Origin of the sequence: Leptospira andrefontaineae (assembly GCF_004770105.1) — a bacterium.
Taxonomy (GTDB): domain Bacteria; phylum Spirochaetota; class Leptospiria; order Leptospirales; family Leptospiraceae; genus Leptospira_B; species Leptospira_B andrefontaineae.
Window position 1 is genome coordinate 49,687 of the sequence record NZ_RQEY01000010.1, and the last position, 18,672, is coordinate 68,358.

The window sequence follows — 18,672 nt, forward strand, 5'->3', positions numbered from 1 at the left end:
CGATCTAAAAATTAAACTGAATCCGCCTGAGAGCTGATAAACGGTGCTTTAGGCGACAAGAAGTATCCGCTCAAAGAGGCAAATAATACAGGAGTAAAATTGGAAACTCCGGTTAAACCTGTGAGTAATATAGTAGTACTAATAGGTGTTTTGGTCACGGAGGCATTTACCGAAGCCATCAAACAAATTAACAAAAAGGATTCGTTTTCAGAAGGAAAGAAATCCATGAAAAATCTTCCGGCCACAGCACCAACGAAGAATAACGGTATAATAATCCCGCCTCTCCAACCGCTGGAAACAGTGATATTGATGGCCAATATCTTTAATAAGGCAAGAGTGCCAAAAAAGATCCAATCCCCTTTGGTAACTACGATCTCGTTTAATTGGTCATGACCGAAATAACGAGTGAGCGGCTCATAATATGCAATACAACCGAGAAACAATCCGCCGATGGCGGTCTTTACAAAAATAGGAAGAGTTATTTTAGAGAAAGAAAATTTAGTAATTCTGAATATTCCGTAAAATATCCATCCTACGATTGCGCCGGCCATTCCAAAACCGATCGCGTATTGGAAATCTTCTATTCCACCCGGAACATATTGTGGGAATTCCCAAGTAGGTCCGATTCCCATATCTGTCATGAATAGGAATACAAAATAAGCACTACAACTGGAGAGAAATGCCGGCAATAGAGCCTCGTAATATTCTACCACATGTCTATGTTGTAGGATTTCCAACGCGAATAAAGCTCCACCTAAAGGAGAACCGAATAAAGAAGTAAATCCTGCGGCCATTCCGGCAATGGTCATGGATCTAAGCTCTTCTCCTTCTAATCCTATCTTCTCCGCAAACCAACTTCCAAAAGATCCGGTGATCTGAACAAGTGGGGCCTCCGGACCCGCACTTCCTCCGGAAGAAATGCTGAGTAAAGAAGACAAACTCATAGAAGAATTGTTCTTAGGGTCGAGTTTACCTCCCCTAAAACGAATATTATCGATTACTAATGAAATTTCTCCCGGCTCTCCCAGAAAATAAATGAGAAGTCCAATGCCCAAACCGGACAAGGTCATAATTAGGATAATATAATGCCCTTGGAAACCAGCGAGAAGTTTGGTAAGGTATTCCAATACTTTCCAAAACACTGCAGAGAATACTCCTGCAAATAATCCAAGGAGTACATACAAAATACTCCATCTGGAAAGCATGAATGGATTCTTCTTAGATAATATAAATATTGGATTTTTTAAAAGACTTTGGATCCGATCCATATATCTGCCGGTTTGAAAAGTTCAGACAAAAAGAACAGACTCTTTATTTTTCGAAGTGATTACTCCGATTTTATGGACCAGTTCTCCTTTTTCTTCCAAAGCTGTAGTAGCATCTGCTACCGACTCCGGAGAAATGATGACTATGTATCCGATTCCCATATTAAAAGTGGAATACAATTCCTTTTCAGATAAAGAAGGAAAATCTTTTTGAACTCTAACAAAGAAAGGATTCTCAGGAAGTTTTTCTCTCTGGATCTCTACAGCTAAGGAATCAGAAAGCACTCTAGGAATGTTTTCATAAAAACCTCCTCCAGTGATATGCACCATTCCCTTCACATCAACCTTCTTGATAAGATTTAGTATACTCTGAACATAGATCCTTGTAGGACGGAGTGCGAATTCTTTTAAGAAACCGACTAACTCCGGATCTGCGGGAAGTTTTCTTCCTCCCTCCAGATACAATTTACGGATAAGAGAAAATCCATTGCTATGAGGGCCGGAAGATTCCAAACCTAAAACGATATCTCCAGGTTTGATCTTAGATCCATCTATTAAGTCATCCTTCTCTACAGCGCCTACAACGAATCCGCCTAAATCGTATTCGTCTGGATCCATCGTACCTGGATGTTCTGCAGTTTCTCCACCTAACAGAGCCGATCCGGAAAGTTTACATCCTTTAACTATACCGGCAACGATCCTTTCCATTCTTTCAGGGATGAGTTTGCCACAGGCAATATAATCTAAGAAGAATAAGGGCTCTCCACCTGAGACAAGAATATCATTCGCACACATTGCAACCAGGTCTATCCCGATCGTATCATGAATATTGAATAAACGAGCGAGCTCCACCTTAGTCCCTACACCGTCGGTGCCACTGAGCAATATTGGGTTTTTATAATTTTTGAGGAAGGAAACGTCGAAAGCGCCTGAAAATCCTCCAAGTCCGCCTAAAACTCTGGGACCATGGGTGGATTCTACGTTTTGTTTGATCTTTTTGACGAATTCTTGGCCGGCTTCTGTATCGACTCCGGCGGATTTATAACTGATTTCTTCTTGCATGGACCCGCTCCAGAACAGAATTCCCGGATCGGGTCTAATGCCCAGAAAAAAAGCTATTTCATTTGATCGATTTGTTCCATTGCGGAGAGCTCTCCCGCAGCTGCAGGGCGAACTTTTAAAGCCTTGATCCCAGGCCCCAAGTCCACTGCTTCTCCAGCTTTTACCAAAACTCTTGCTTCGTCGTCTTTTCTGGTAATCTGAACACTACCCTCTCTCACTGCGAATGTTCCTGTTTCATTAGCAGGGTTTACCTGTCCCCAGAATTGGGTCCCTCTAACAGCAGCTACTACGGTAGGAGTGTCGATTGAGATGGATTCATTCTTTTTGAGTTTGGCAACTTTTACTAAAATATTGCCTGAATTGATCTTAATATAATTTTGATCCGCTCTCAATGCAGCAATAGAAGCCTCTGAGCCACCTAGAAGTCGAACTGTCCCTAAAGTAGTGGTTAGATCAAGAGTAGCATCCTTGTCTGTTTTTACAATTTCGGATTCAACAACACGATCACTTGCCTTCAGGACAGAGCCCGCTTTTTCTGCAGTCGCTTTTCCTACGATAAAGGAGACGATTGCATCCGTAGTTTCTTCTTCTTTAGGCTTGCAGAAGAAGAATAGGCTCGGAACTAAAAGGATCGTAACTAGCTTTGATATGGATATAGAGTTCATACGGATTCATAAAGCTAATACAAAGCGTCTAGACCGGGAACCAAAAAAATACTCTTTTGGAAAAAAATTTCTACCTGTTATGGGGAGGCTTTTTGTAATAACTGAGAGGCAAACCCTTCCAATTCTTCTCGGTTATTAGGGGAAGAAAAGAACAGATTATAATTAGGGTGCCCCTGCTTTTCATCCAAATGAAGAGATCTGACTAAATGGCGGACGGTCCCCTTGTTCCCATCATGAAGAATTGCCTCTGGATATAGGTCTTTGATCTCGTTTTTTAAGAATACGTAATGTGTGCATCCCAATACAAGAGCACGGATACCTTGTTCTTGCGGGATCTTTAATATGTTTTTAAGAAGAAGTTTGGCTTCTTCCCATTTCCCTTGATCTACCAGTGTAGCAAGACCGTCACAATTGAGGTGAAGTACCCTTTCCGATGCGCCTAATTCGGATTTTAAGTCCTGCAATTTTTCTTCTCTATGAGTAACTGAAGTGGCGAGTAACGCAATTTTTTCTCCAGGGTGGGCAAGAAGTGCGGGTTTGATAGCGGGTTCCATACCAAATACAGGTACGGATAATTCTTCCCTGAGTTTAGAGGCAGAAGCGGAAGTTGCAGTGTTACATGCAAGAAGGATCGCATCTACTTCTTCTTTTAAGAAGAAGTGACACACATTACGAGTGAGTTCCAAAACTTCTGAGGTTTGTTTCTCTCCATAAGGAGCATGTGCAAGATCTCCATAATAAAGAAAATTTACGGAATATGGAAGATCTAAGAGTTCCTTAAGAACGGAAAGTCCTCCCATTCCGGAATCCATCACTCCGATCTTAGGAACTCTTTCTTTATTGTTTTTCATATCCTAAGTGGAAGCTGTATAGTCCTCTATACTCTTTCTCAAAGTATTATAGATCCAACGGAATTTTTCCTCATCTTCTTCGAGAAGAGTAACCCTAAAACCGTCTCTATCCGTACAGAAAGAAGAAAGTGGGACTACGCATATTCCAGTGGAAGCCAAAAGATAATACACAAATCGACGATCAGGAGCGCAGTTCCCAAGAAGAGGGCGGATAAATTCTTCTGCCTTTGGATTGGAGATAGGAAGAGTCATCTTATCTCCTAAAACTCCCTTATCGAATGCAACAGTAAGATAGAAAGCTCCCTTAGGTTCTACTACAGTAACACCTCCCAGCCCTTTAAAAGACTCGGTAGCAAGTTTGGCCTTCTTCTTGAACTTCTCATTTCTTTCCTTTAAGTGGGGAAGAAACTGAGGATGGGAATATACTTCGGGAATTGCCATCTGAGGAAGAGTGGTAGAACATACTTCCAGCATCTTAGCGTCCAAAAGGGATTTTGCATATCTTGCAAAAACTGGATCCTTGTCTTTGTTGAATATCTCCAACCAGCCGCATCTTCCACCAGGCCAAGGAAATTCCTTGGACACGGAACGAAGAGCCATTCCAGGCACCTTATTACCTATCACTTCTGAAAGGTGGATTGTTCCCGTTTCGGAATAATTTACATGAGCGTATGTTTCGTCGCAGATAAGCATTACATCATATTTTTCTGCGATCTTAACGATCTCTCGCATTACATTTTTATCATATACTGCGCCGGTAGGGTTATCCGGATTGATGAGAAGAATACCTGCAATCGAGTCATTATATTTGACCTTGTTCTCAATATCTTCCAGATCAGGCATCCAACCTTGTTCCGGATTTAAGTTATAAGTCATATGCTCATAACCTGAGTGCGCTGCTTCCGCAGAAGATAGAGTAGAATATGCAGGACTTGGTCCTATAACCCGAGCCTCTCTTCTTAAAAACCCGAAAATTTTAGCGACCGCGTCACCGAGTCCGTTGAAAAATAAAATATCATCAGCGGTAATTTGGGCTCCGCCTCTTTCGTTCACTTTGTCCGCTAAAAAATTTCTGGTCTTCTCAAATCCTTGCGTAGCCGTATAGGCCCAGGACCTGTCTTCGAGGATCAGATCCGAAACTATTTTTTTCATCCAGGGAGCGACCTTCTCTCCTTTTTGGATGGGGTCCCCGATATTCTCGTACGTAATTGGAACTCCGAGAGCTTCTAACTTTTTAGCGACTCCTACGATCTGACGGATCTCGTAAATGAGAGCATCAGCACCGCTATGAACGATATTTCTTCTCATGTCTAGCCTTATGATTTTAGAAAAATTATTTCTGTATCAATCGAACGGTCAGTTCTTCCAGGGATTTTTCCCTATAGATCCTAAGTTTTAACCTGCCGCCTAATCCTACTATTCCTACCTGTTCCCTCAGATCATTAATATTTTTAACTTGGACTCCGTTTGCTTCCATAATGAAGTCGTATCGTTTCAAACCGGAACTTTCTGCGGAAGAACCCGGGTCAATATCGTAAACTAGAACTCCTTTCCAATCAGCAGGAATTCCAAGAGCCTTTCTATGGTCCGGAAGTGGGACAGTCGCCATCACACCCAAAGTAGCAGGTCGGATGATCCGTCCCTTATTCTCTTCGATGAGCTGGATTATCTTTTTGGCATAATTCATCGGGATAGCAAAGCCGATGCCGGTGTTCCTACCAGAGTCGCTACGGATCAAACGATTGATCCCAATTACTTCTCCGTAAATATTTAGAAGAGGCCCACCGCTGGAACCTGGGTTGATCATACTATCTGTCTGGATATGGGTTTGTCCTGTCTCATCCAGATCTTCCCTATACTTTGCGGAAACCACACCGACGGAAAAAGATCTTTCTAGGCCGAAAGGAGAACCGATTGCAATCGCCCAATCTCCCACTTCTATCTTATCGGAATCACCAAAAGAAACTGGTTTGAGTCCACTTCCTTCTTTAATTTTCAGAAGAGCTATGTCCGCTCTTTCATGGCTTCCCACAAATTTTGCAGGGAAAACACTACCGTCGGAAGCAATTACTTCTATACTTTCCGCGTCCGAGATAACGTGAAAATTTGTGACAACATACCCCTTTTCGTGAATGAGAAACCCGCTGCCAAAAGAGGAAAGTTTTTCAGTGCGATAATCGAAATATTGGTAAGGGCTTGTGATTGCTTCTGTTTTTTTGGTCCGTATAGAAACCACAGAATCTTTTGCAGAATTATAAACATTTCGAAAAGCATCCTGCAATTGGATCCCGGCTCTTTGGTCGGAATAGCCGAGCGGTTTACCACCTCGGAAAAAGGAGGACAAACCTCCTTCTCCCGGAAGAATGAGGACGAATAGGAATAAAACCAAAAGTCCGATATTGATCCAAACGATTTTAGGAAGACGAATATTCATGCAATCAGACTCAACCCACCTTCTACCTAACGGAAAGAATCGTCGACTCGGATTCTTTTCCGGGATACCCGTTTTGTTTTTTCTATTCTTTTCCGGACAAGGATGTATTCCATATCTCTATCATCTGGGAAAAGAACAGGCAAAGATCTTACTACAAAGAAAAGCAATCTCGGATGTTTTAGCCGATCCTGAAATACCTGAAACTACCAAAACAAAATTAAAAGAGGTGGAGAAGATCAGAGAATTCGGGATCCAACACTTGGCACTCTCTTCCGAAGGTGGATTTAAAAGTTTTGTACAATTAGACCGACCGGCAATCGGTTGGCATGTAAGTGCCTGTCATCCGCTTCGATTCGAATCTTATACTTGGTGGTTTCCAATTGCGGGAACGGTTCCTTACAAAGGATATTTTTCATTCGAAAAAGCAAAAGAAGAAGAACAATCTTTGAAAGAACAAGGCTTCGATACAAGAATACGGATCACAGCAGGATATTCCACTTTGGGATGGTTCGAAGACCCATTATTCTCTTCTCAACTTTATGAAGATCCGGGAGACTTAGCTTCTATTGTCATCCATGAAATGGCACACGCCACAGTGTATTTCCCAGGAGATTCTTTATTTAACGAAAGTTATGCGAGTTTTGTGGAAGACCAGGGCGCAGACGAATATATCTTAAAGATTGGCGGTCCAAAACTTTTAGAAGAAAGAAAAAGATCGGAAGAAGAAACGAAACTTTATAAAAATTTAATTATAGAAACTGCAAATTTGCTCAAAGCCGCTTACTCTGAAGGTGGCAGAGAAGATATCTTACTGGCAAAAAAATCGGAGATCATTTCCAATTTCCGAAAAAAGATCCTGCAAACGAAATGGACCAAGATCAATTCTAAAAAACTTGCAGAAAGGGATTGGAATAACGAAGACTTTATAGGAATGCTTAGATATAATTCCGGGACTGGATATTTTAGAAAAAGGTTTTTGGAAGTTGGAAAGGATTTCTCGAAGTTCCATGATGAGATGAGGAAGCTTAAGGAAAAAAGTGCAGAAGATAGAAAGGCGCTGCTGGACGAGAAATAAGTCCGAAGTTTGTTGGAGTTCCAACATTGTTCAGTCTTTCGAAATAAATGAAGTAGTGAACAATCTATAACCGTTCCAATATTTATCGACCGGATACACTTCCCTCATTGTATCCATAGTTTTCAGAAAACGATTCCTGAGAGAAATTTTAGAATCTTCTTTTCGTGAAGAAATCTCTTTTAAGAATCTAGAATTATGAGTGTCGGTTTGGAATCCGAGGTTCACTATCCCTGGTCCCTTCCAGAATTTTCCTAAATAATATAAGGAATCCTTTAAGTTCAAAGATGCATTTCCAAAACCTTCTAAGAATGAGGAAGCTAACATCCAAACACCTTGCAAAGTTCCAGGCTCCACTTCAGAAACAGATCGATTTCCAAACAAAATCCCTTTTTCTTTATCTTCTACCAAAGGAACCCGAACCACATGAAAGGGAGTAATCGATGGATTTCCCTTAGGAGAAAGTTCTAAGTTCTCCAACTGGAGTAACCGAGAATACCAATCTGGAGAATTCGAATCATCCTTAGTTACGATCCCAAATCCTTCCCAAAATTCCTCCTTCTCTTTATGCACTGGATTTTTAAGCAAGGTCTCCGGATCTGCAATATAATAGATCTCTTCTTCTGGCTTAGGCAAAATAGGAGCCAAGAAATGATAAGAAGATAGATACAAATACGTGGTTTTATTTTTAGAAGGGCGAATATTCTGGCGGATCTCTGTCTCCAATGCTTCTCTCAGTAAAACTTCTGCCCCACCCTTGTCCGCTTCTTCATTATATTTATAAATAGAGGCCCTTACTTTTCGATTGTCCTTAAACGCGAGATCTCCCTTGGACTTACCTCTTGTAAATTTAATATAAAAAGTTTTTAAACCCAGATCCATTAAAGCCAAAAACTCTTGGTTTTCAGGAATCTTTTCTTCTAAAGCAAAGGATACCTTATTAAAATTAGGAAGATCATAATAAAAAACCGAACGTCCAAACAAAGCAGAACGAACCGCTGCAATTTTATCCTTGATCAACCCAAGATCAAAGAACGTCTCCGAATCGTTCTGCTGAAAAGAAAGAGTCTGTAAATATGTTATAAAATCATTAAGTTCCCTTCTTTCGATCGGGCTAAACTTTTTCTTTTTGCGATGTTTAACAAAACGATTCGCTAATTCGACAAATTCGGAAGACTTTTTAGAAGAAGCATTTTCATATTCAGAAAGATATTCCGAAAAGCCAGACTCCGATGTTTTGTTCGGCTTTTTACCTTCTAAATAGAAAATTTTAGAATTAATAAATTCAATTTCGGTAAAATAGAGCCTATCCGAAATCTCTCTTGCTCTAGAGATCCAATATTTCGCCTTATCAAAGTCTCCTCTGGAAAGATAAGCTTTGGAAAACTCCATCATAACCCTTACTTGCCTTGGAGAATTTTTCTTAAGTTTTTCCAGATCCACAAAAGAATTCAAAAATTCTTCCATTTCTTTTCCGGTTTCTTCCGGCAAGGAATAACGTAGGAGGTCCAACACAGAAGATCTGGATTCGGCATCTAAGGTCTGAAACAAAGCCTTGGACGAACTATATATCTCTGAATACAAAGAAAGAGGAGAGATCCTATGCCCGAGTCTTTTTCGGTTTTCTAAGAAAGCTAAATGTTTTGGATAATTCCTTTCTTGAAGATCCAATTCTATCTGATTGGAATTTTCAGACCAATCTTCCGCTTCTTCTAATAAAGCTTTTTCTCTTCGGATCCGAGTCTCCATCATCTTCCAAGTCTCCTGATCGGAGGTAGAAGAGATGAATTGTTTTGCAAGCCCAAGTTGAGAAGAAGCCAGATCCGGATAATAAGCTTCCAAGGCTAAATTAGAAAGTTTTAATCTGAATAAAAACGGATCGTATCTATCTACAGATATATTTGAACTTAGAGAAGTACCGGGAAATTTTCCTTCCTTTAATGCGAGTATCCCGCTTAAAATTTCATTCTTTCCTTCCGGTAACGGAATGTCACCGCAATCCTTATAGTCCGCAACGCGGGCTTCAGGAGCGAAGCGACTATATTCCGTTTCTAATAACCTGGACAAACATAAGTTCAGTCCCAGCTCTTTTTGAGAATTCAGATCTCGATTCTCATAACGTAAGGAAAAAATTTTATCCAAAGAAAAATCGGGTTTTAACCTCTGATAGGCTCTTAATAGATCCGATTCAATTTTTAAAGCTAAATTAGAATTTGGTTCTGCATAAGAACGAGCTTTATGCAAATCTGAAAACACTTCCGAAGGATCAGAAATTCTTTCATCCTTTCTGGACTTAGTAAAAAGTTTTTCTGCTTCGGCATTCTTATTTCCGGATCTTTCCAGAGTTCTACCAAAACGAATTGCGGAGTTGGATGTTTTTCCTGAAAAAATTTCCTCCAGAGATTCTTTTACACAAGTTTCCCCAGGACATAGATACATCAAATTTACACCCGACCCGGAAAGCCCTGTAAACGCCTTTAAGATCTGGTGCCAGCTAGGTTTTTCAGAATATGTGAAGATTACGGCGCCTAATCTATGTTCTCTGGAAAAAAACTCCCTGAGTTCTAAGGTGTCCTTCTTCCTTTCCCCAAAGGCAGAATCTCCTTTTACATCCGGAAAAGAGCTAACAAGAACATCAGTATCTTCTAATATATCCGTCCAAGATTCAGAATCTATCTTTCTATAATTCCATCCGGCAATCGGTAAAAAAGAGGAAATTACTTTAGGGGTTCTTTCTTCTCGATTTAAGACGGAAGAAGAAAGTTTAAAACTGATCCCGGAGATCTGAGTGCTTAATTTTTCTCCGATAGATGTGTTACCGGGGTCTACCAAAAGGTTACGTCCGGAATTTTCAAAATTGGATTTTATCCAGCTTTCCGCTTTGGATTCATTCTCAAAATTCAGAAATTTTAAAGAAGAAGTATTCCTAATTCGAGCAAATACAGAACCTCTGGATTCTAATAAACGAATTTCGGTCTCGTTTTGTTTTATGATATCTTCAGGTATACTACCAAAAGGATCTAAAAATGTTGCCTTTTTCGGCAGTTTAGATCTTAAAACTTCCAAAGATCTAGAAACCTGAGTGGAAGCTTGTGTAAGTGCAAGCTCCTCCTTTTTAATATCCCCCCTTGTTTCCAAAGAGTTCTGGTATTTAAAATAAGTGTTCCTGTAATTTTTCCAATCTGATTCAAATTTTATGTATTCAGATCGAGCTTCCCTAAATTCCCAATTTCCTTTTTGAAAATTACGGAAATTTAATAATCTCTGGAGCCGTACCCAATCATTAAATGCTGTATTCGTATTTCCCGAATCAAGTTCCGTTCTTATTTTTGTCTCATATAAGTCTCTTAGCAGAAAACTCTTATTATCAGAGATAAGATGAAATTGTTTTTTGAGAAGTTCTTCCGCTTTTGATAATTTGGCCTTTGCTTTTTCCGGTTTTTTAGAAATTAGATCCAGTCTCGCCTGTAATACCCAGGTTTGGATAAGCTCGGCGCCGAAATAGAAAACGTTAGCCATCTCTTCAGCAGCTTTTAAACATTCTTCCGCTTTTTCCAGATCTCCTAATCTGTAAAATACACTTGCCCTACTTAAAAAGTGGAATACCCTTTCCTTTCTTGGAAATGGATCTTTCGAAAGTCCGATGATCTCCTTTGGTAATCCGGAAGGTGTTTCAAGTAAAGAAGAAGAGATCCCTAATTTTTCGAAACCTTCTAACCATTCCCCCCTTTTAAAATTCTCCTCTCCCGAATAATAGAGAACCGTGGCTTTCAATATATCGAAATCATAATATTGTTTATAAAATGTCTCCGAACATACTGAATTTCCTTCTAACAAATCTTCCGGCCAAGAAGAAAGACAGTTTTCCATAGATTCTTTTTTGAACCTATCCAATTCTTCCAAAGCATTGTTTAGTTCTTCCGAATAACTTTTGTCTTTTTTGTCTGAGGCTTCAATAGAAGCGAATAGGGAATATAAATATCTTTTATAACTGCCTGTAGATCTTCCGGACAGATTAGCAGAATCTTTTAGAAATTCATTCTCTTCTAAAAATGCTAATTTAGCATTTTCGAATTCATTTCTTTTATATTGAAAAAATCCTATATCAGCATACGATTGTGATTGGACTAGTTGTCCGGCCAAGGTCTTCTTTAAACCTTTTTTGCTTACATATTCGAGTCGTTTATTTGTTTCTTCTGCCGCCAACCGATAGTTTTGTTCTAATACAAGATTATTTACTCTTATGCCGGAAGATAATAATGGCTGGAAGACTGGAGGTATAGCTTCCGGAAATCTACCAGAACCGGAAATACGAACCGAGTCAGGGAGCACTGTTTCAAAAACAAAATCCCAAATGGAATCCCAGACGGATTCCCAAAATTTAGGACTCACCTTCTTAGGAAGCCAAAGAGTTGTTCGAGAAGAAGCTTCCTTCTCTGCTTCTTTCAAATTTTCTTCGGATTTGGAAATATATCCTAATTTTTGATAAGAAATTGCTAATGCATTTCTAATATTAATCGGGTCCACTAATCTAGAGGGTTCGTTTAACTCTAATGCTTCCGTTAGATAAGGAAGTGCCTGCGCATATTCTCCCAATTCCATATGAGAGAGACCTGTCAGAGTCCTAAGTAATGTTAATTTTTCTCTGTAACTTTGTAGGTTCTTGGCGTAATCCGTTCCGGAGTATAATTGTAAGAATTCGTTTTTAGAATATATACCGGATGCATCCTTTAATTTCCGTACCGCGGCTCCATACTTGGACATATACATGGAAGCTCGAGCAGAGTTGAATAAGAAAACCGCCTTCTGTCTATAGTCTTCGAATTGAGCTTTAGATATTATATAATTTGAATAAGATTCTACTAAAGAATATTGTTCATCCGCTTTAGGATAGTTTTTCAGTAAGAAATAATTATTACCTAAATTCAATCTCAGATCCGAGAGAGCCTTTTTGTTTTGGAAATTTTCTCCTAACAATTCCAAGATCTGGCTATAAAGTTCTATATTCTCTTCGAAGTTTTTTTCCGGGAAATATTTGGAATATTCATCCTTATATTTGTCTTCATCGGCAGGTTCCTTATCGTTCGGCTTTCTGGACTTCATGATGTCCACATATTGGTATAACCAACCTAAAAGTTGGTACGCATCATGATATGTAGGCTCTGCAAATATGATCCATCTTAGTTCATATTCCGCCTGCTTGAAATCTCTAAGAGCAGCCTCCTTTTTAATTCGATCCATTGTCCCGGAATTATAATAAAAAGTTTCACGGATCACCGAACGATTGATCAAGTAGTAAGCATATCCATATAATGTGGCGAGATCCAAGAATGCCCTAGCACGAGGCAAAATTTTTTCCTTCTCAAAATATTGGTCTATATAGATAAGCCCCTCTTTTTTATCTAATGGATCAAATTCAAGGGGATTCAAATTTCCTAAAATACCTGAGGCATTCTTCTCGCTCACCGATCTGGCTAATTTGAAAGAAGTATCCACCATCAATTTCTGGTAATAGATGGCATAATCCTTATAAACAGTGTCCTGGAAGAGGTTCTTACTTTTTGCCAAGAACATATTCTCAGTATTATAAAAATAGTGAAGAGAAGCTTGGAAGAAGTCCGATCTGTTCTCATAGTTTCTGGCCAGATTCTCAAAATAGATAAAGAACCTTTCCATCTCCTTATCAGAGATCTCAACCCCCGAATCGTGATCATAATTTTCTAAAAATGTGCGAAGAGATTCTAAGGAATAACGAACACTTCCAAGGCCTTTAAAATTAGAAGATCTTAATAGATGGATCTTAAGAAAGAGTGGATCCTTAGGAGTCACATCTTTCAACAAAGGTTCCAAGAGAGAATTACTTTCCGAAAACACACCTTGCCCGGAAAGCCCAGCAGCCTTTGTATACATTAAAAATCTATACAATACCGGAGAACGCTCCTTGATCTTATTAGAAGATTCTATTTTTTCTGAGAGAGAAATTTTTTCTGAATCCGATTTTCCAGCCAGGATCTGTTCTTCAAAAAGTCCGTATAAATTTTTAAGTTCTATTGTTTTGGATTCTGATTCGTTTGCTGCTTGTAATAATGTAGAAGGAATGGTCCAATCCTTCTTCTTTGCTTCCTTAAGTTGTAGAGCACCTATATTCCGTAAAACTTCGTGAATATTATAATATCCAGGAAATCGAGTTACCAATTCTTGTTTTGAATTTAGGGAGGCCTCTATTTTTCCGGATCTTTCCTCCAAATTCCCAATTTCTTCCAGGATCGCACCTGTTACTTGCGCATCCGCATGATTTCGAATATTAGAAAAATATTCTTTGATCTCTGAGATCCCTTTGTTTTCCGATTCCAAATAGAATACGTAAGCAAATCCCCATTTAGGGTCCAAACGTGAAGAATACATTTCCTTTTTGATCTCTGAGGTTTTTCCTGACTTTTTATAAAGTGAATATTTTTCGTTTAGGACTTTGGCCTTAAAAATAGGATAGAGCGGATCTTCCTTAAAATACAACTCCAAGGAATCTAATGCCAATAGATAATCATCCAAGGATTGTTTTTTGCCATATTCCTTAGCCAGCTCAAATTGTGCTGATATATTAGAAACTTTCGGAATAGAGCCACTCAAAGGAAGAAAATAGATATTTAAGGTTCCATAATATGATGCAGTGAATAGAATACTTCCTCCATTAAAGGAAGAATACTTTGTATCGAATAATGAAAAATTTCCGGAAGTCAGTCTTCTTTCTTTCATATCAGAAAGATCCAAACGAATGATCAGACTATTATCTCTCTCGTCTAATTTCCGATTTCCATCCGAATCGGAACGGATCGATGTATAAAATAAATATCTTCCATCCGGAGATAAGCTAGGAGAAAAATCTAAATAAGGATCATTCGTTAGTCTTTTAGATTTCCTAGTATTTAGATCCAAGGAGTAGATCTCACCCTCTCTGGAATCGGCATACGAAAGATATACGATCGTGTTCCCATCTTGGGACCAATACGGATTTACTGCTCCGGACCTGGTAAGTAAGATCGGTTTTTCTTTTCCTTCAGTGTCCCATAAGATCAGGTTTGGAGTTCCCGGAGTTAGTCGATCGGAAGAGAATAATAATACTCTACTGTCCTTTCCCCAAATAGGATCCGAATCAGAAAATTTATCCGACTTAGAAATATCAGAATATTCTGGATTTGTAATAAACTCGAAGTCGTCGCTTAAAAATCTTTTTCCTTCTAATATCTTTTTTGCCCAGACCTCAGGTTCAATTTCTAATAGGACGATATCCCCAGCTGTATCATATTGTTCCGATACGAATGCCAGTTTTTTACCATCAGGACTAATTGCAGGTTTGTATTCGGAAGAAGGATGTTCAGTGATGGGAACCACAATGGAACTTCTGAGATCCCTAAACCAAATATCATAATTCCCTTTCTGCCCGGTCGTATAAAAAAGATATCTTCCATCCTGTGTGGTGGAATTATATAGGTTATTCCCCCTTTGGACAGTTAAAGGAAATGGTTTATCATTCTCCGGATTAAAATAATTTTTAGAGATAGGACCATAATCGAACTCGATAGGCCTAACTCTTTGTGCAGGCATAAAAACGACACAATTGCCGAATAGAAATAGAAAGAAGAATAGGACTCCGCGCTTCATTAAACTATTCCTTCTTTTTCCAATTCCCAGCAGAAGCCTCGTAATATTCTCCTATTTCAACAGAACGAAGCCAGGTTGTTTGGATACTCTCTTTGATAGTAACCTTTTCTTTTTCAGTAATATTGCGATTCGGGTCGGAGAATGCCTTCTTTAACTTTTCCTTAATTACGATATCTCTATTCTCATTCACAAGCTTAACTAGATCATCTAGGCGAGACTTCTGTTTTGGATCTTGGGAAATCTTCTCAGTACCTGCTTCCTTGATCTTCGGATTCCATCTTACTTTTCCATCTAACCCTTCTGCCAAAATCCCTAAACTTCTATATTCTCTCAGTTCTCTTGCTAAATAAGCCAGAATCCGAAGTGCGATATAGAATTGATTATCAGAAGTATTTCCGAATTCTTCTTTGACCAGATCTCTTTCCCAGATCTCGGAACCGGAAGAAGAAGTTTTGATAGAAGCGATTAGCCATCCATCCTTTTCCAGATTTCTGTCTTCTCCCAACATTTGTTTTTCTGCAGCAGTTTGGGTCTGAGTAAACGTGATTGGAGGTGCCTTGATCGGGCAATACACAAACAAAGGAAAGATTGCAAAAAGAATAATATAGGATCTTGGAATATTCTTCATAAGTTTTACTGGTTGAAAGTTTCGATCTCGTTCTGGGCACGTTTGAGGAAGTTTGCTAACGGCATTCTCTGCTGGGATACCTGGTTATTTTCCAACTGGATAATAGTTCCTAAAATAGAACGTTTGAATAGGATCACTGCATATACCAAACCTTTGGACAATTCCAATTCTATCTTATCTACCGCATAACTTCCGTAAATAAAATCAGTGAGAATATTAGAAGGAGCAAAAATATTGATCGCACTTTTCCCGAAGTCGTTCCCGATCTGATAGATACTAAAAAACAAATTTAAGTTCGGAACCGGATCTCCCAGATTCCTTCCCCATAGATTCAGATCAGCTTTTACTTTTCCGTCGTCTATCTTAGGCTGAGTTTTAGCAGGAAGCAATTGTTTTAGATCTATATCCTTGACCCTCAAAGAAACCGTATATTCCATTTTTTCAGGATCTCCGGAACCAACGTTAACGATCATATCCTTACCCCAAATTTCTCCGTCCAGAGTATATACTTTGAGATAATCCATTCGTAAATAATTTTCTGAGTATTCCAGGTTGGCAGATAGTCCGGGAGAATCCGCTCTCGGCCTACTGTATTCAAAAGGTGTTCCTTTTAAAGAAGGATGGTTCCCTATGATCTGTCGGATCGTAAAATTCGCGGCAGGTGTTCGACCGTAATTCATTACGAACTTTCTTTTGTTCCCTTCGATCAGATTTTTGGTTTCTTTAACGGAAAGATCATGAGAGAATGGAACATCCGCATTCCATCCATCTATTCTATATAATTTACAATCGTATCCGGGACAAACGCCACTCTGCACAAGTATATTAGAATTTTTAGATATTAAATTTCCTTGAACAAGGCTCCCGTACCAGTTGAATTTTATCCCTGCGTCTCCTTGAAAAAATAAACCTTTAATCAGTCCACTTTCTTTAGGAGATAGAAGTTTTAATTCTCCTTTTAAGTTTGGAATAAATTCTCCCAGGGAAGGAGAAGGCCCGTTTTTGGATGCCTTGGTTAGTTCTCCGCCTAATCCTAAGTGCAATTTCTGGGAGAACGCACTTAACTCCAGTTTATCAATTTTGATCTTAGAACTTGGACTTCCGATCATCTTCAGATCTATGGAAAGTTTTCCATCTCGAAGGTTCATCTCGGGCAGATCAACGCCAAGACTTCCTTGGATATTTTGTCCGTGACCTCCAAGAGAATAATAAAAGTCTCCGTCGAGTCCTATCTTTTTGCCCACCTGGTTTCTAACAGGGATCAATGTTTCTCGGAGTGATAAAGGAAGAAGTGGAACAAGATGTTCTAAGTCTAGATCCAGTCCTGCTTTTTTCAGATCCAATACGAACGGTTCTCCAAGTGCTATTCTTCCACCCGTATTTAATTTTGCCGCAGAGTTTCCCTCGGGCGAGAAGGCTTGTAGGTTCAGATTCGATACTAATATTTCTTCTAAGCCCCAGGCTTTTTTAGGAAAATGGAATATAGCCTTTAAACCACCTTCCAGATATATATTTCCGGAGTTACCTCTGCCTAACGGAAATCTAAAACCTTTTGCTTTTAATTTTAAGCCCGCATCTAATTGTGAAAAATCTTTTCCGAACGCAGAAAGTTCTGCAGAAATTTTTCCGGAATATCCTGTTAGATAATCTCCTAATCCGAAATTATCCAGTTTCAGATTTAAATTTGGTCCCTCTGCCTGGGAATAATTGAGATTTCCTTCCAGTAGAATTTCGTTATAGATTACTTTCAGATTTTTGAATGAAAAAGATCTCATCCAAGGAAGAGGGATCTTCGGCCCTGGATCTTTTTCACTCTGTGGATCTATCCGAACATCCCAGTCCAAATTGAATACAGGTATTGAATGTCTCTTCTTCCCTACTCTGAAATCCAATGAGTTTCCTCGGACTTCTCCCAAAACTCTTAAATTGTTCCATCCACCTTCCGCTAAAATCGGAGCAAGGCTTGCTTCTCCACTCATCGAGAAGGAGTCGAATCCTAAACTATGCAGAAAATCTGATAAAGGTGCGAGTCGTATCCTGGATTTTTGGATAGCAAGATTTACATTTCCTGAATCGGCTGCGAAGTCGGAAATTTTTCCGCTCCCTTCTAACCAGGTGTCTTCCCCTACTTTCCATTCTAAATTTCTGAGAAGGAGTTCCTTCTTCTCTGGAGAAACATCTATATCATATTTTAGTGAAAAACCAAAAGGCGCACTGACTCTGTTTGCAATTCGTATCGGTATTTTTTCAGAGCCAAGGTCGAGTTTAGAATGGAACCCGGCCTTGGAACCTTCTGCCCTTTCCCAAACCAATGTACATTTAAATGGATGGTCCAGTCCTCCGGAAGAATCTTGGAATCTAAGTTTTATCTGGTTCTCCGGATTCAACTTCACTTGGAATTCGTCTATCAGATCCAAAATTTTCAGATCGAATGGAATACGAGTGAAACGATTCGTATCTAAAAGAAATCCAAGTTCTAATCCGTCTAGTCCCGCAGAATAAGATTTGGATCCATTCTCCGAATTCACATGGACATTGATATCTTTCAGATCCAGTTCTAAGAATGCGCTGACTGGAATATATGTACGGATCTCAGTAAGAGGTTCTGTTTTTTCGGTACTGATTTCTTCTTTTTTGCTAGGAGGAAAAGCAGAGGAGATATTCCAAAGGTTTCCTCTTTGTTGGAGGTCCAACTCCAATCCATGTATGGAAATTTTGGAAATTTTCAATCTTCCGAAGATGATAAGAGGAAGATTATAGGAGATACCCAACTCTTTAGCGGTCATTACAGGCTTCTGACCCCAGTCGGTTGTGGGATATAATTTTACATCAGTGAATTTGATTCCGTAGAATGGAGAAAAACTTCTGACATTCGCCTCGAACTTGCCCGCTAAAACGGAAGAGGCAATTTTATCTACTAAGATCTGTCCTGTAATTGAGTTGAAAAGGAGATGATAGAAGAGAAAAATCCCCGCAATGATCCCAAGGCGGAGTTTTTTCTTTTTCAAATACTGTAAAAAATCGGAAGCCAACCGA

10 protein-coding genes are annotated in these 18,672 nt (G+C 39.3%); 1 reads left to right on the top strand and 9 read right to left on the bottom strand.

The genetic code is table 11. The annotated features are described in order from the left end of the window. Positions 1–11 precede the first annotated feature (11 nt). The 6 genes from EHO65_RS05060 to EHO65_RS05085 all read right to left on the bottom strand — a co-directional run bounded on the left by EHO65_RS05060 (position 12) and on the right by EHO65_RS05085 (position 6,277). Positions 12–1,268 (bottom strand): chloride channel protein, encoded by a 1,257-nt coding sequence (locus EHO65_RS05060; protein ID WP_135773081.1) that lies wholly within the window; start codon positions 1,266–1,268, stop codon positions 12–14. Positions 1,269–1,289: 21 nt separating this feature from the next. Beyond that, positions 1,290–2,327 (bottom strand): phosphoribosylformylglycinamidine cyclo-ligase, encoded by a 1,038-nt coding sequence (gene purM, locus EHO65_RS05065; protein ID WP_135773082.1) that lies wholly within the window; start codon positions 2,325–2,327, stop codon positions 1,290–1,292. 53 nt (positions 2,328–2,380) lie between these two features. After that, entirely contained in the window at positions 2,381–2,992 is a 612-nt protein-coding gene (lsa19, locus tag EHO65_RS05070; protein WP_135773083.1) for an adhesin Lsa19, read from the bottom strand. 77 nt (positions 2,993–3,069) lie between these two features. Beyond that, entirely contained in the window at positions 3,070–3,843 is a 774-nt protein-coding gene (gene murI, locus EHO65_RS05075; protein WP_135773084.1) for a glutamate racemase, read from the bottom strand. A gap of 3 nt (positions 3,844–3,846) precedes the next feature. Beyond that, positions 3,847–5,151, bottom strand: coding sequence for a pyridoxal phosphate-dependent aminotransferase (locus EHO65_RS05080; RefSeq protein ID WP_135773085.1), 1,305 nt, complete (start codon positions 5,149–5,151; stop codon positions 3,847–3,849). Positions 5,152–5,176: 25 nt separating this feature from the next. Further along, positions 5,177–6,277, bottom strand: a complete 1,101-nt coding sequence (locus EHO65_RS05085) for a S1C family serine protease (RefSeq protein ID WP_135773086.1) — start codon at positions 6,275–6,277, stop codon at positions 5,177–5,179. On the opposite strand from EHO65_RS05085, the gene EHO65_RS05090 reads away from it, so the two are divergent. Continuing rightward, on the top strand, positions 6,276–7,352 hold the full coding sequence (locus EHO65_RS05090; RefSeq protein ID WP_135773087.1) for an aminopeptidase: 1,077 nt from the start codon (positions 6,276–6,278) through the stop codon (positions 7,350–7,352). The genes EHO65_RS05085 and EHO65_RS05090 overlap by 2 nt on opposite strands. 30 nt (positions 7,353–7,382) lie before the next feature. Here the strand turns inward: EHO65_RS05090 and EHO65_RS05095 are convergent, their stop codons facing one another. From EHO65_RS05095 to EHO65_RS05105, 3 genes are read right to left on the bottom strand one after another with little or no spacing between them, the layout of a single operon-like run. Next, on the bottom strand, positions 7,383–15,008 hold the full coding sequence (locus EHO65_RS05095; RefSeq protein ID WP_135773088.1) for a TolB-like translocation protein: 7,626 nt from the start codon (positions 15,006–15,008) through the stop codon (positions 7,383–7,385). Positions 15,009–15,012: 4 nt separating this feature from the next. Beyond that, on the bottom strand, positions 15,013–15,636 hold the full coding sequence (locus tag EHO65_RS05100) for a DUF1318 domain-containing protein (protein ID WP_135773089.1): 624 nt from the start codon (positions 15,634–15,636) through the stop codon (positions 15,013–15,015). 5 nt (positions 15,637–15,641) lie between these two features. Next, positions 15,642–18,668 carry an LIC_11026 family protein gene (locus EHO65_RS05105; RefSeq protein ID WP_135773090.1) on the bottom strand — a complete coding sequence of 1,009 codons (3,027 nt, stop codon included), beginning with the start codon at positions 18,666–18,668 and terminating at the stop codon, positions 15,642–15,644. Positions 18,669–18,672 lie beyond the last annotated feature (4 nt).

Excerpts from the sequence above, each read along its gene's own strand:
- EHO65_RS05100 (WP_135773089.1), bottom strand. The coding sequence starts at position 15,636 with ATGAAGAATATTCCAAGATCCTATATTATTCTTTTTGCAATCTTTCCT.
- murI (WP_135773084.1), bottom strand. The coding sequence starts at position 3,843 with ATGAAAAACAATAAAGAAAGAGTTCCTAAGATCGGAGTGATGGATTCC.
- EHO65_RS05095 (WP_135773088.1), bottom strand. The coding sequence starts at position 15,008 with ATGAAGCGCGGAGTCCTATTCTTCTTTCTATTTCTATTCGGCAATTGT.
- EHO65_RS05085 (WP_135773086.1), bottom strand. The coding sequence starts at position 6,277 with ATGAATATTCGTCTTCCTAAAATCGTTTGGATCAATATCGGACTTTTG.
- EHO65_RS05080 (WP_135773085.1), bottom strand. The coding sequence starts at position 5,151 with ATGAGAAGAAATATCGTTCATAGCGGTGCTGATGCTCTCATTTACGAG.
- EHO65_RS05090 (WP_135773087.1), top strand. The coding sequence starts at position 6,276 with ATGCAATCAGACTCAACCCACCTTCTACCTAACGGAAAGAATCGTCGA.
- lsa19 (WP_135773083.1), bottom strand. The coding sequence starts at position 2,992 with ATGAACTCTATATCCATATCAAAGCTAGTTACGATCCTTTTAGTTCCG.
- EHO65_RS05060 (WP_135773081.1), bottom strand. The coding sequence starts at position 1,268 with ATGGATCGGATCCAAAGTCTTTTAAAAAATCCAATATTTATATTATCT.
- purM (WP_135773082.1), bottom strand. The coding sequence starts at position 2,327 with ATGCAAGAAGAAATCAGTTATAAATCCGCCGGAGTCGATACAGAAGCC.